Source organism: Nitratireductor lacus (genome assembly GCF_056431025.1).
In genome coordinates this window covers 85,426-98,122 of record NZ_JBWKMB010000003.1, presented here as the reverse complement: position 1 = coordinate 98,122, position 12,697 = coordinate 85,426, and the positions used below count along the sequence as shown (strand labels likewise).

The window sequence follows — 12,697 nt, the reverse complement described above, 5'->3', positions numbered from 1 at the left end:
CCTTCGGACTGCCTAAGGAGTTTGCCATGAAGTTCTTCGTCGACACCGCCGACGTCAATGAAATCCGCGAATTGAGCGACACCGGTCTGCTCGATGGCGTCACCACCAATCCGTCGCTGATCATGAAGTCGGGCCGCGACATCATGGAAGTGACGAAGGAAATCTGCGGCATCGTCGATGGCCCGGTCTCCGCCGAAGTGACCGCGACGGATTTCGAAGGCATGATGAAAGAGGCTGATGTTCTCTCGAAGATCGCCGACAACATCTGCATCAAGGTGCCGCTCACCATGGACGGCCTCAAGGCCTGTAAGGCGATCACCTCTTCAGGCCGCCTCGTCAATGTCACGCTCTGCTTCTCGGCAAACCAGGCGCTGCTTGCCGCCAAGGCCGGTGCAACCTTCATCTCGCCCTTCATCGGTCGTCTCGACGACATGGGCATCGATGGCATGGACCTGATCGCGGAGATTCGCACGATCTACGACAATTACGATTTCGGCACCGAGATCCTCGCCGCTTCCATCCGCACCGTAAACCATGTGAAGCAGGCCGCCCTGATCGGCTCCGACGTGGCAACCGTCCCGCCGTCCGTTTTGAAGGCGCTGGTCAAGCACCCGCTCACCGACAAGGGCCTTGAAGCCTTCCTCGCCGACTGGGCGAAAACCGGCCAGAAGATCGGCTGAGGCTAAACAGCCGGAAGTAACCTCGGTGCAAGATTTGCACCGACACAGACGCCCCTTCTCCCCGCCCGCGGGGAGAAGGTAAGGATGAGGGGCCAGCGCCAGCAACAACAGCATGCGCGCCCTTCTTCTCCGAAAACTGATTTCTAACGTCGCACGCCCATGGGCATACGTGCCGCTAACCTTCGGCCGCTAACCTTCAAAGGTCGCGTCCGGGTCTTCGCGCAGCCGGTGCACCGTGTGCTCCTGAAGACGCGCGGCCACATCCGCCGGCTCACCCTCACCCAGCGCGTCCGGCATGATCGGCTTGCCGATCACCATGCTGATCGCCCGGCCCTTCTTGTTCAGAAGCTCGTGGAACAGCGTCATGTCGCGCAGTTCTGTCGAATAGCGCGAGAGCAGATAGAACAGGCCCGAATTGCGCGCCGTCATGTTCATTGGAATGACCGGCACCTGATAGCGCCGCGCCAGTGCGACCACGGAAGGCTGCCAGGGGCGTTCGGTCAGCTTGTCCTTGTTCCAGTAGGCAATGCGCCCCGAGGGAAACAGGATGATCGCCTTTTCGGCATTGAAGGCCTTGGCCGTCATTTCCAGCGTATCGCGGCTTTTGGCGTGGGATTTCTCCCTCGCGCGCCATTCCACCGGTATGATCAGATCGCGAAAGCGCGGGTTCACACGCAGGGCATCCCGATTCGCGAAAATCGCCATGTCCGAACGAACGACCTTCATCATGTCATAGACGGCGATGCCGTCGGCAATGCCCGTCGGGTGATTCGGCGCAAGAATGAAGCCGCCTGAAGCCGGGATATGCTCCAGCCCGCTTGCCGAAATTTCCAGCGAAAGAAGCCGGCTGATATAGGCGAAGGCATCCCGGCCGGATAATTCGGCGACCTCGTCGGCCATTATCACAGCCTGCCGATAGTGCAGAAAGCGGTAGAGAAAGGGCTGGGCCAGAGGCCACAGCATATTCTGCGAAAGATGCGTGGTGCGCTCGGCAATCAGTTGATCGACCACATGCGGCGTTTCGGGCGCATAGACGTCGCGTCCCAGAACGCGGCTGCCAAGAACCGCAGCGACCGAGGTCAGCGTCGTGTGCAGAGCCATGGACGAAGTGCCCCCTGCAGCATTTCGGTTCTCGTCATCACCGTCATTCCGCTCCTTCGACTTGTCGGAAGATGAGCTTCCACGGAAATAGCGCAACATTCAGAGATCACGCCTCACAGGCTGTTTCACCGAATACTGTGACGACGCAATGACACGAATGCAAGATTACAACGTCCATGTGCAGCGAACCCACGACCGCTGAAGGGCAGCAGTGTTATGATCCGTTCTCCGCGCGCGCCAGGTCCTGCCCCAGCGCCAGGCGCAATTGCTCTGCCAGTTCGCGGGCAGCGCGGTTTTCGGCATCGCGTTCTGCGCGCAGCGCGGCGAACTCCTGTCGCGGCACATCGTAGGCCGAGGAAATCTGGCGGCGCCCGGTTGCAACCACACTGCCGGTGCTGCTGTCGGTAACCTTGTAATCCGCCGTCATCGTCATGAGGCTGGAGGTGGGCTCATTGTCGGTACGAACCTGCACGCGTGCCGCCGCGGAGCTCGACCGTGTCACGGAAAGATCGAGCGTATACCGTGCGCCTGCGGGCTGGCCGGCTCCGCCATTGAGCAGGAAAATCAGGTGGTTGCGAACCTCCTGCCCATAGCGTGTATCGACCGGCGCAATGGTGATGGACGACAGGGCGGGCACGGAGGCATAGCCGCTTGACGTTACATCCGGCGTGGCCATCAGGGGGCGCACCGTGCAGCCGGACGCCCCCGCCAATGAAAGTGCCAGACCGGCCAGAAGCGAAACGCGAAACGTCGGGTTCAAGCTTTCCCCCTGTTTTCCAAACAGCATCAATCCGGGTCCCGCGGCATCAGGCAACGATGTTGACGATACGCTGCGGAACGACGATCACCTTGCGCGGCTCAGAGCCGTTCAGCGCCTTCTGGACGAAATCGAGCTGGAGCACCGCATCTTCGACCGCAGATTGATCTGCGTCGCGCGCAATTGTCAAATCACCGCGCTTCTTGCCGTTGATCTGAACGGGCAGGACGATTTCATTGTCCACGACCAGCGCCGGATCGAACGCCGGCCAGGCGCTCGCAGCGACCAGCCCCTCACCGCCGATCGCAGCCCAGCACTCTTCGGCCAGATGCGGCATGAAGGGCGCGACCAGATGGATCAGGATGTCGACGGCCTCGCGCGCTGCGCCCTTCGCCGCGTCGTCCGCGCCGGCCAGCGCCGACAGCGGTTCCTGCAGATCGTTGACGAGCTGATGAACGCGCGCGATGGCACGGTTGAAGGCCAGCTTCTCGATGTCTTCGCCCACGGCCTTCAAGGCCTTGTGCGCCGCCTTCGAAGTCGCAACGGCAGAGCCCTCATGCGCCGCCTTCGGCGCCACACCACGCACATGATCCGCAACTTCGGAGACCAGACGCCAAACACGCTGTACGAACCGGTGCGCGCCCGTCGCGCCATCGTCCGTCCATTCCACGTCGCGCTCTGGCGGGGAATCGGACAGCATGAACCAGCGCGCCGTATCCGCACCGAAGGACTCGATGATGTCCTCCGGGCTCACCGTGTTCTTCTTGGACTTCGACATTTTCTCGAGCGAGCCGATCGATGCAGGCTCACCCGTGGCGATCTCCACCGCCTTGCGGCCATCGCCGGAACCCGCGATCTCCACCTCGTTCGGAGCCAGCCAGCGGCCATCGGGTGCACGATAGGTCTCGTGCACCACCATGCCCTGCGTGAACAGGCCCTTGAAGGGCTCGGCCACATCCAGATGGCCCGTCGCGCTCATGGCGCGGGCAAAGAAGCGCGAATAGAGCAGATGCAGGATCGCATGCTCGATGCCGCCGATATACTGGTCGACCGGCAGCCACTCATTGGCGGCCTTCGGGTTGGTCGGGTCGTTCTCCCACGGTGCGGTGAAGCGCGCGAAATACCACGACGAATCGACGAATGTGTCCATCGTGTCCGTCTCGCGCCGCGCATCCGCACCGCATTTCGGGCACTTCACATGCTTCCAGGTCGGGTGGCGGTCGAGCGGATTTCCGGGACGGTCGAACTCGATGTCGTCGGGCAGCTTGACCGGCATGTCGGCCTTCGGCACCGGCACCACACCGCAATCGTCGCAGTGGATCATCGGGATCGGGCAGCCCCAGTAACGCTGGCGCGAAACGCCCCAGTCACGCAGGCGGAAGTTCACCTTGCGCTCGCCCACCGGGCGGCCATTGATCGTCTCGGAGGAGAGGCGGTTGGCCACTTCCTCGAACGCCGCCTTCGGCTTCATGCCGTCGAGAAAGCGCGAATTGATCATCACGCCATCATCGGTGAATGCCTCTTCGGTGATCTGGAAGGTCGCGGCATCCGCACCTTCCGGCATCACAACCGGCGTCACCGGCAGGCCGTATTTGTTGGCGAAATCCAGATCGCGCTGATCGCCCGAGGGGCAGCCGAAAATCGCGCCCGTGCCGTAGTCCATCAGCACGAAATTGGCGACATAGACCGGCAGCGTCCATTCCGGATCGAAGGGATGGCGCACGCGCACGCCCGTGTCGAAACCCTTCTTCTCCGCCGTCTCCAGCGCCGCAGCCGAGGTGCCCATGCGGCGGCACTCTTCGCAGAATGCGGCAAGCTCGGCCTTGTCGGCGGCCAGTGTCTTCGCCAGCGGATGATCGGCGGCAATCGCCATGAAGGACGCGCCGAACAGCGTGTCGGGCCGGGTCGTGTAGACCTCCAGCTCGTTCACGCCCTCAGGCGCCGTCTCTTCGGCCAGAGCCCAGCGGATCAGCATGCCTTCCGAACGGCCGATCCAGTTGCGCTGCATCAGGCGCACCTTTTCCGGCCACTGGTCCAGATCGTCGATGGCATCGACCAGGTCCTGCGCGTAATCGGTGATCTTGAAGAACCACTGCGCCAGCTCGCGCTGCTCGACTTCCGCGCCAGAGCGCCAGCCGCGACCGTCGATCACCTGCTCGTTGGCAAGCACGGTCTGATCCACCGGATCCCAGTTGACCTTGGAGGTCTTGCGCGTCACCAGCCCCTTCTCGAAGAAATCGACAAACAGCATCTGCTGGCGGTGATAGTAATCCACGTCACAGGTGGCGAACTCGCGGCTCCAGTCGAGCGACAGACCGAACGTCTTCAGCTGATCGCGCATCACCGCGATGTTCTGATAGGTCCACTCCTTGGGGTGCACCTTGTTCTGCATCGCCGCGTTTTCCGCCGGCATGCCGAACGCGTCCCAGCCCATCGGGTGCAGAACATTGTAGCCCCTGGCGCGCTTGTAGCGCGCCACCACGTCGCCCATCGTGTAATTGCGCGTGTGGCCGATGTGAATGCGCCCGGATGGATAGGGGAACATCTCGAGCACATAGTATTTCGGCCGCCCGTCATCATTGCTGGCCTCGAACAGCTTTGCCTCGTCCCAGGCTTTCTGCCAGCGGGGTTCTGCGACACGGGGATTGTAACGTTCGGTTGCCATGGCCGGATTTTCACAAGATAAGAAGCGGAAATGATGTCGGCGGACCTTCACCATGGTTTCGCCGAAGCGTCAACTCCAAGAGGCTTTTTTGGAAGAGGGATCAGCGAACCGATGAGCCACGCCGTCGAAAATCTGCGAGACGTCAAAGCGAAGATCGCCGCCGCCGAAAAGGCTGCAGACCGCGCTCCAGGCGCCGTCACGCTTGTCGCCGTTTCCAAGACGTTCGAGGCCGATCAGATCCGTCCGGTCATCGAGGCGGGCCAGCGTGTTTTCGGCGAAAACCGTGTCCAGGAAGCCCAGGGCAAATGGCCCGCGCTAAAGGAGGCCCATCCCGATATCGAACTGCGCCTCATCGGCCCACTGCAGTCCAACAAGGCCGCCGATGCTGTCGCCCTGTTCGACGTGATCGAGAGCGTCGACCGCGAAAAGATCGCCCGCGCACTTTCAACCGAGATGCAGAAACAGGATCGGCACCCGCGTCTTTATGTCCAGGTCAACACCGGCCTCGAAGAACAGAAAGCCGGCATCGACCCTCGCCAGGCCGTCACCTTCGTCAAACATTGCCGCGAGGAATACGGCCTCGCCATCGAAGGGCTGATGTGCATTCCGCCCTTCGATGAAAACCCCGGCCCGCATTTCGCACTGCTGAAAAAGCTCGCCGCCGAAGCCGGCGTCGAGAAATGCTCCATGGGCATGTCCGGTGACTACGAGAAAGCCATCGCCTTCGGCGCCACCAGCGTGCGTATCGGATCAGCGATCTTCGGCGCGCGCTGAGGGATCAGGCACCCGCCGCTGAGCGCCCCGTGGCGCGCACGACAATAATGAGAAACAGCAGCGCTCCGAGCAGGATGAGCACCGCGCCGGCTTTCGCCAGCCCCTCGCCCATTCCCAGGATCGCAAACGCAATGCCCGGCGCCGTGACGATCACTCCGAGCTGGGCAAGAAGCACCTGCAATCTGGCCAGCCGCCCCTCCGCAGCCTGCGGCACCAACGTGTAAAAGGCACCGTAAAGCCCAATGGTGACCCATCCGAGTAGGTTCAGATGTCCATGCGCGGGCGCCAGAGTGTGGTCGCCCGACGCCGCCATGTAAATTCCAAAGCTCATCCCAAGCACCGCATAAAGCGGAGCCGTGATCCAGCATACTCTCGCAAGCCCGTTCATAGCTGCCCCTTCCGCCACTCGGCGCGGCAACCGGGTCACATCGGTTCCGGTCCCGTGGCGCCCTGTTCCGTGAGGCAACAGTCTACATCGGGGGCGAAGGGGTAGGAATATAGGCACAATGGCTGCCCCGAATTAGGCGATCTTGACCTTCTCGGCCAGAAAATCGAGGAATGCCCGGACGCGGGTCGGCAGGAATTTTCCGTGTCCGACATAGACCGCATAGACACCTTCGCGATCGCCCGGATTGAAATCCTCCAAGAGCGGCACCAGCCGCCCCGCATCGATGTCCGGCTGGATGTGCCAGCGGGCATGACGGGCGATGCCCGCGCCCGCCAGCGCCATCAACCGCATGGCCTCACCGTCACTGACAAGCGTGCCGCCGGTGGGCGGGATGCTGCTTTTCAGCCCCTCCGGTCCGATGAAGGGCCACCCTTCATGAATGCGCGAAAAGCAGAAGCCAAGCAACGCGTGGCCGGCAAGGTCGGCCGGGCTCTCCGGCCGTCCATGTACTTCCAGATAAGAAGGCGCGGCCACGACGGCCATGCCGCTATCACCAAGCTTGCGCGCGATCAGGCTCGATTCGGCGAGCGCTCCGGCACGGATGGCGACATCCGCCCGCTCCTCGATCAGATCGATCACCCGGTCCGTCAACACCAGATCCACCACCACATCCGGATAACGGGCCGTGAATTCTGGAAGCAGCGGGATCAGCCGGTTCTGGCCGAAAGGCACGTTCGAGTTGACCCTGAGGCGCCCGCGCGGCGCGGATCCCGCCGCAGCTTCCTGCTCAGCCGCCTGGATATCCGCCAGAATGCGCACACCGCTTTGATAGAAAGCGCTTCCCTCCGGGGTTATCTGAAGCCGGCGCGTGGAGCGACGCAGCAGCCGCGTTCCAAGCCGGGCCTCGAGCCGCGCCACCAGCTTGCTGACGGCGGACGGCGTCATCTTCAGATCGCGCGCTGCGGCTGAAAAACTCTGCAATTCCACCACCCGCACGAACACTTCGATCTCACCGGAACGGTTTATGTCGATACGCGCCATTTATGAATTGAATTCCATGATGATTTTATTTTTCGAAGTCTAATTCATCAATCGGCAGACGTCCATCTAAGCGCAAGTGGTCAATCCAAATTCGCCCTTCCGCAACGACAAGAGCCTTTGACATGCCCCTTGCACTCTACGCGCTGACCGCCGGCGCTTTCGGCATCGGCGTTACCGAATTCGTCATCATGGGTCTGCTTCTGGAGGTCAGCGCCGATCTTGACGTCACCATCTCCGCTGCCGGCTTGCTCATCTCGGGTTATGCGCTCGGTGTGGTGGCCGGCGCGCCCATCCTGGGCGCTCTGACCGGGCGCTGGTCCCGCAAGACCCTGCTGATCGCCCTGATGGTCATCTTCACGCTCGGCAACCTCGCCTGCGCGCTTGCGCCCAACTACTGGGCCCTCATGGCCGCGCGCGTGCTGACGGCCTTTGCACACGCATCGTTCTTCGGTGTTGGCTCCGTGGTGGCCACTGGCCTTGTCTCCCCCGACAGGCGTGCCTCGGCTATCGCCATCATGTTCACCGGCCTCACCGTGGCAAACATTCTCGGTGTGCCGTTCGGCACCTGGCTCGGTCAGGCTTTCGGTTGGCGATCCACATTCTGGGCCGTCACGCTGGTGGGCCTTGCAGCCCTGGCCATCATCGCCGCCTTTGTTCCACGCGACGATGCTTCCGCTGGTGAGGACGACAGCGGAAACACGCTCGCCGTGCTGGCCCGCCCGCAAGTGCTTCTCGGCCTTCTGACAACGGTGCTGAGCTGGGTCGGCGTGTTTGCTGCCTTCACCTACATTGCGCCTATCCTCACACGCATCACCGGCTTTTCAGAAAGCGCGGTCTCACCCATCCTGCTCGTCTTCGGCGGCGGCCTCATCGCCGGAAACCTCATCGGCGGGAAATTCGCCGACCGATGGCTCGGACCGGCTGTTCTCGGATCACTCGCCCTGCTCTCGGCCGTCCTCTTTGCCATGAGCTTCGCCGTCCACGAAAAGGTCGGCGCCGTGATCGCCATCGGGGTGTTCGGTGCTGCCGCCTTCGCCACCGTGCCGCCGCTGCAGATGTGGGTGCTCGAAAAAGCCGAGGGCGCCGGCCAGGGTCTCGCCTCCTCCTTCAACATCGCCGCCTTCAATCTCGGCAATGCGATCGGCGCCTGGCTGGGCGGCGCGGTGATCGACCACGGCCCGGGCCTTGGTGCCGTCATCTGGATCGCCGGCCTTGTGCCCATGGCGGCTTTCGCTGTCGCTTTCGCCGCTCAGCGCATGGAGCACCGGCGCACAACGCGGGAAGCCGTCTGCGACCCCGCCACATCCTGACCTTTCATCCTCTATCCAACCAGGGAGCAAACCATGGAATACAGAAATCTCGGCGCATCGGGCCTCAAGGTTCCGGTCTTGAGCTTCGGCACGGGGACCTTCGGCGGCACTGGCCCCCTTTTCGGGGCTTGGGGCACCACTGACGCGAATGAAGCCCGCCGTCTCATCGATATCTGCCTCGACGCCGGGCTCAATCTCTTCGATACAGCGGATGTCTATTCAGACGGCGCTTCCGAAACGGTTCTGGGCGAAGCTATCAGGGGCCGGCGTGATGCGGTGCTGATCTCCACCAAGACGGCCCTGCCCATGGGCGAGGGTCCGTCCGATGCCGGCACCTCACGGGCCCGTCTCGTTCGCAGTGTCGACGCGGCCCTGAAACGCCTTGGAACCGACTATATCGACCTCCTGCAACTGCATGCCTTCGATGCCGCGACACCGGTCGAGGAGGTTCTGTCGACCCTCGACGATCTCGTGCGTGCCGGCAAATTGCGCTATCTCGGCGTGTCCAATTTTTCCGGCTGGCAGGTGATGAAGTCGCTGGCGGCCGCTGAGCGTCATGGCTGGCAGCGCTATGTCGCTCACCAGGTCTACTATTCGCTGGTCGGTCGCGATTACGAATGGGAATTGATGCCGCTCGGCCTCGATCAGGGTGTCGGCGCGCTGGTCTGGAGTCCACTCGGCTGGGGCCGGCTTACCGGCAAGATCCGTCGTGGCGTTCCCCTCCCCGAGGGCAGCCGCCTGCACGATACGGCCAGCTTCGGCCCGCCCGTTGACCAGGAACAGCTTTATCGCGTGGTGGATGCGCTGGAGGACGTGGCCGAGGAAACCGGGAAAACGGTTCCACAGATAGCAATCAACTGGCTTACACGCCGGCCGACCGTCTCCTCCGTCATTGTCGGTGCCCGCAACGAGGAGCAGCTACGCCAGAATCTCGGCGCCATCGGCTGGTCGCTGTCGGATGAACAGATCGCGAAGCTGGATGCGGCAAGCCTCACCGATGCCGCCTATCCCTATTTCCCCTACCGGCGGCAGGAGGCGTTCGCCCGCCTCAGCCCGCCCGCCGTCTGACCCCGCGATGCGGCCGGGCATGGAGTGAGGAGGAGGCTCCACGCCCGGCAGCGGCCTGACCCCAACAGGCATCAGTGCAGGACAAGCTCTCCGGCCACGCTACGCCACTCGCTCGGCGAGATCAGTTTCCTGTGCGTGTAGGTGACCGAATGAAGCGGTCCGTCAAGCGTCTCGTTCCAGAAGTCGATAAACCGGTAGAGTGCCGGAAAATCCGGTGCTGTGTCGTAATGCTGCCATAGAAAACTCTGCAGGATCGTCGGATGATCCGGCATGTGATAAAGAAACTCTGCCGTCGTCAGTCCATAGCCCCGGAGCATCAGCTCCATTTCGCCCTTCTGCTGCATGTGCTTCCTTTCCGAATCGGGTTCCGGATTGAGAAATTGTGCGGCGAAAGCGATTCTTCGTCCAGCCTGATGCTGTCACATATGCGTAAATTTATCGTGTAAATACAAATTGTTAGCAGCCGGAATCCATCGGTGCTAACGCTCTGGCCCATGCGTTTTGTGCGGTTCTACCGCTGCCACCAAATGTCTAATGTTGTAGCGGCAGGCAGAATGGTAATAATGCGCGCGAGCCAGCGGACCCTGCGTCTCGATGCGCAGCTCCAGTCCCAGCAAGTGCCTACCCGGAGGAGGAAAAATGTCCGAAGTGCACGTTCACCGCGTCAAATCCGCGTGGAAGAAAAACGCGCTCATCGACGATGAGACGTATCTCAAATGGTACAAGGACAGCGTCAGGGATCCGGAAAAATTCTGGAAGAAGCACGGCAAGCGCATCGACTGGTTCAAGCCTTACACCAAGGTGAAGAACACGTCCTTCAAAGGCAAGGTTTCGATCAAATGGTTCGAGGACGGCGTGACGAACGTCGCCTACAACTGCATCGACCGCCATTTGAAAAAGCGCGGCAACCAGACCGCCATCATCTGGGAAGGTGACAATCCCTACGACGACAGGAAGATCACCTATAACGAGCTCTACGATAAAGTCTGCCGGCTCGCCAACGTGCTGAAGTCGCGCGGCGTCAAGAAGGGTGACCGCGTCACCATCTACATGCCGATGATCCCGGAAGCCACCTATGCAATGCTCGCCTGCGCGCGCATCGGCGCGGTGCACTCGGTCGTGTTCGGCGGGTTCTCGCCCGATTCGCTTGCCGGCCGCATTGAGGACTGCCAGTCCGATTTCGTCATAACCGCCGATGAGGGTCTGCGTGGCGGCAAGAAGATTCCGCTCAAGGAAAACACCGACAAGGCCATCGCACTGGCCGAAAAGGCTGGCGCAAAAGTGCGCCACGTTCTGGTTGTCCAGCGCACTGCCGGCAAGATCAACTGGTTCGAGGACCGCGATCTCTGGTATCACGAGGAAACCGCCAAGGCGAAGCCCGAGTGCAAGCCGGAAAAGATGAAGGCGGAGGACCCACTCTTCATCCTCTATACATCGGGCTCGACCGGCAAGCCGAAGGGCGTTCTGCACACCACGGGCGGCTATCTCGTCTATGCCTCGATGACGCACGAATATGTCTTCGACTATCACGAGGGCGACGTCTACTGGTGCACCGCCGATGTGGGCTGGGTCACCGGCCACAGCTACATCGTCTATGGGCCGCTGGCCAACGGCGCCATCACCCTGATGTTCGAGGGGGTGCCCAACTATCCGGACGCCTCCCGCTTCTGGCAGGTTGTCGACAAGCACAATGTCAACATTTTCTACACCGCCCCCACCGCGATCCGCGCCCTGATGGGCGCCGGCGACGAATTCGTCACCCGCGCCTCGCGCAAATCCCTGCGCATTCTGGGTTCGGTCGGCGAGCCGATCAATCCGGAAGCCTGGGAGTGGTATTACAACGTCGTCGGCGACAAGAAGTCGCCGATCGTCGACACCTGGTGGCAGACGGAAACCGGCGGCATTCTCATCACGCCGCTTCCGGGGGCAACCGACCTCAAGGCGGGTTCCGCCACGCGTCCGTTCTTCGGCGTCCAACCGCAGCTCGTCGATGGCGAGGGGCAGGTGCTCGAAGGCGCGACCAGCGGCAATCTGTGCATCACCGATTCCTGGCCCGGCCAGATGCGCTCAGTCTATGGCGACCATGAGCGCTTCATCCAGACCTATTTCTCCACCTACAAGGGCAAGTATTTCACCGGCGATGGCTGCCGCCGCGACGAGGACGGCTATTACTGGATCACCGGGCGCGTCGATGATGTCATCAACGTCTCCGGCCACCGCATGGGCACGGCCGAGGTGGAATCCGCGCTTGTCAGCCACGACAAGGTGTCGGAAGCCGCCGTTGTCGGCTACCCGCATGACGTGAAAGGCCAGGGCATCTACTGCTACGTGACGCTCATGGCCGGTGAGGAAGGGTCCGAGGAGCTCAAGAAAGAGCTGGTCGCCCATGTGCGCAGCGAGATCGGTCCGATCGCCTCGCCCGACAAGATCCAGTTCGCCCCCGGCCTGCCCAAGACGCGTTCGGGCAAGATCATGCGGCGCATTCTGCGCAAGATCGCCGAAGACGATTACGGCGCGCTTGGCGATACATCGACCCTCGCCGATCCGGCCGTGGTCGACGATCTGGTGGAGAACCGCCAGAACAAGAAGGGCTGACAGTCCGAAGCGCCGCGTGCCCTGCGCGGCGTTTTTGCCCTCCCCCTTGCGGAAATGAGCGATCGCCTCCACATTGGGTGTGTCGTCAACGAACCGAAAGGAGGTGATCCAATGTCGAGTGATTTCCGTTCAAGCGTGGTCTCGATGGATTGCCTTCGCGGGGAGCAGTCTTCCCGTTGAAGCGCATGAAGCGCGGATGGTCTGCCACCGCAGACCGGCCATGACCGCGTGCGAATTCGAAAACACGGGGCCGTTCCTTCGGGAACGGCCTTTTGTTTTTGAGCGCGGGTCGCATGTTTGAAAAGAAGGCGCTGGCCC

11 protein-coding genes are annotated in these 12,697 nt (G+C 61.9%); 5 read left to right on the top strand and 6 right to left on the bottom strand.

The features are described from left to right. Positions 1–26: 26 nt before the first annotated feature. Positions 27–680: a fructose-6-phosphate aldolase gene (gene fsa, locus AC07E3_RS03555; protein ID WP_090328692.1), complete on the top strand. Its 654-nt coding sequence runs from the start codon at positions 27–29 to the stop codon at positions 678–680. Positions 681–869: 189 nt separating this feature from the next. Here fsa and AC07E3_RS03550 read toward each other — a convergent pair whose 3' ends face one another. The 3 genes from AC07E3_RS03550 to leuS form a co-directional block, all read right to left on the bottom strand. Next, the gene (locus AC07E3_RS03550) at positions 870–1,880 is read right to left on the bottom strand and encodes a GNAT family N-acetyltransferase (RefSeq protein ID WP_478360316.1); all 1,011 of its coding nucleotides are present in this window, start codon (positions 1,878–1,880) and stop codon (positions 870–872) included. Positions 1,881–1,995: 115 nt separating this feature from the next. Then, positions 1,996–2,541, bottom strand: coding sequence for an LPS assembly lipoprotein LptE (gene lptE / locus AC07E3_RS03545; protein WP_478360315.1), 546 nt, complete (start codon positions 2,539–2,541; stop codon positions 1,996–1,998). 46 nt (positions 2,542–2,587) lie between these two features. Beyond that, the gene (gene leuS / locus AC07E3_RS03540; RefSeq protein WP_478360314.1) at positions 2,588–5,203 is read right to left on the bottom strand and encodes a leucine--tRNA ligase; all 2,616 of its coding nucleotides are present in this window, start codon (positions 5,201–5,203) and stop codon (positions 2,588–2,590) included. Between the two features lie 111 nt (positions 5,204–5,314). Between leuS and AC07E3_RS03535 the strand changes: the two genes are divergently transcribed. Beyond that, positions 5,315–5,977 (top strand): YggS family pyridoxal phosphate-dependent enzyme, encoded by a 663-nt coding sequence (locus AC07E3_RS03535; RefSeq protein ID WP_478360313.1) that lies wholly within the window; start codon positions 5,315–5,317, stop codon positions 5,975–5,977. 4 nt (positions 5,978–5,981) lie between these two features. Here the strand turns inward: AC07E3_RS03535 and AC07E3_RS03530 are convergent, their stop codons facing one another. Together AC07E3_RS03530 and AC07E3_RS03525 are read right to left on the bottom strand one after the other, a co-directional pair. After that, entirely contained in the window at positions 5,982–6,308 is a 327-nt protein-coding gene (locus AC07E3_RS03530; RefSeq protein ID WP_322098565.1) for a hypothetical protein, read from the bottom strand. A 189-nt stretch (positions 6,309–6,497) separates the two neighbouring features. Beyond that, positions 6,498–7,406 carry a LysR family transcriptional regulator gene (locus AC07E3_RS03525; protein WP_478360312.1) on the bottom strand — a complete coding sequence of 303 codons (909 nt, stop codon included), beginning with the start codon at positions 7,404–7,406 and terminating at the stop codon, positions 6,498–6,500. A gap of 122 nt (positions 7,407–7,528) precedes the next feature. On the opposite strand from AC07E3_RS03525, the gene AC07E3_RS03520 reads away from it, so the two are divergent. Together AC07E3_RS03520 and AC07E3_RS03515 are read left to right on the top strand one after the other, a co-directional pair. Further along, positions 7,529–8,716: an MFS transporter gene (locus AC07E3_RS03520; RefSeq protein ID WP_478360311.1), complete on the top strand. Its 1,188-nt coding sequence runs from the start codon at positions 7,529–7,531 to the stop codon at positions 8,714–8,716. 33 nt (positions 8,717–8,749) lie between these two features. After that, positions 8,750–9,784 (top strand): aldo/keto reductase, encoded by a 1,035-nt coding sequence (locus tag AC07E3_RS03515; RefSeq protein ID WP_478360310.1) that lies wholly within the window; start codon positions 8,750–8,752, stop codon positions 9,782–9,784. A gap of 71 nt (positions 9,785–9,855) precedes the next feature. On the opposite strand, the gene AC07E3_RS03510 is transcribed toward AC07E3_RS03515, so the two are convergent. Next, complete coding sequence (locus tag AC07E3_RS03510; RefSeq protein ID WP_007010905.1) at positions 9,856–10,128, bottom strand: usg protein; 273 nt, start codon at positions 10,126–10,128, stop codon at positions 9,856–9,858. Between the two features lie 295 nt (positions 10,129–10,423). On the opposite strand from AC07E3_RS03510, the gene acs reads away from it, so the two are divergent. After that, entirely contained in the window at positions 10,424–12,379 is a 1,956-nt protein-coding gene (gene acs, locus AC07E3_RS03505; protein ID WP_478360309.1) for an acetate--CoA ligase, read from the top strand. Positions 12,380–12,697: the final 318 nt, after the last annotated feature.

Coding starts and splice junctions, on each gene's coding strand:
- AC07E3_RS03510 (WP_007010905.1), bottom strand. CDS start 10,128: ATGCAGCAGAAGGGCGAAATGGAGCTGATGCTCCGGGGCTATGGACTG.
- AC07E3_RS03515 (WP_478360310.1), top strand. CDS start 8,750: ATGGAATACAGAAATCTCGGCGCATCGGGCCTCAAGGTTCCGGTCTTG.
- AC07E3_RS03535 (WP_478360313.1), top strand. CDS start 5,315: ATGAGCCACGCCGTCGAAAATCTGCGAGACGTCAAAGCGAAGATCGCC.
- AC07E3_RS03530 (WP_322098565.1), bottom strand. CDS start 6,308: ATGAGCTTTGGAATTTACATGGCGGCGTCGGGCGACCACACTCTGGCG.
- fsa (WP_090328692.1), top strand. CDS start 27: ATGAAGTTCTTCGTCGACACCGCCGACGTCAATGAAATCCGCGAATTG.
- acs (WP_478360309.1), top strand. CDS start 10,424: ATGTCCGAAGTGCACGTTCACCGCGTCAAATCCGCGTGGAAGAAAAAC.
- AC07E3_RS03520 (WP_478360311.1), top strand. CDS start 7,529: ATGCCCCTTGCACTCTACGCGCTGACCGCCGGCGCTTTCGGCATCGGC.
- AC07E3_RS03525 (WP_478360312.1), bottom strand. CDS start 7,406: ATGGCGCGTATCGACATAAACCGTTCCGGTGAGATCGAAGTGTTCGTG.
- leuS (WP_478360314.1), bottom strand. CDS start 5,203: ATGGCAACCGAACGTTACAATCCCCGTGTCGCAGAACCCCGCTGGCAG.
- AC07E3_RS03550 (WP_478360316.1), bottom strand. CDS start 1,880: ATGTTGCGCTATTTCCGTGGAAGCTCATCTTCCGACAAGTCGAAGGAG.